Consider the following 236-nt stretch of genomic DNA (forward strand, 5'->3'; position numbering starts at 1 on the left):
CGACAAGCGTTTGTTTGACATCAAGTCAACGTCTGTCTGGGCTTACATCTTTGGTTCCAGAGATGAAGACCATAGCCGACAGGGTTCCATCTATCGCTGGCTTTTCCCTGAAAAGATCGATGACGATTTCGTCTACATCAACTACATCTTCACCGACTGGTCGAAGAAAGATGCACTGGCAAAGCCGGATAGCTACCCGCAGTTGAAGACGATTGAGAGGCACGGCCTTCTCAATC

General features: G+C 48.7%; 1 protein-coding gene. It reads left to right on the plus strand.

Annotated elements, in window-relative coordinates; all coding sequences use genetic code 11:
- Positions 1-236: hypothetical protein (locus RMT89_RS45440; protein ID WP_315889602.1), on the plus strand; the 236-nt coding region annotated here is incomplete at both ends.

Source organism: Streptomyces sp. P17, from assembly GCF_032436805.1.
Taxonomy (GTDB): domain Bacteria; phylum Actinomycetota; class Actinomycetes; order Streptomycetales; family Streptomycetaceae; genus Streptomyces.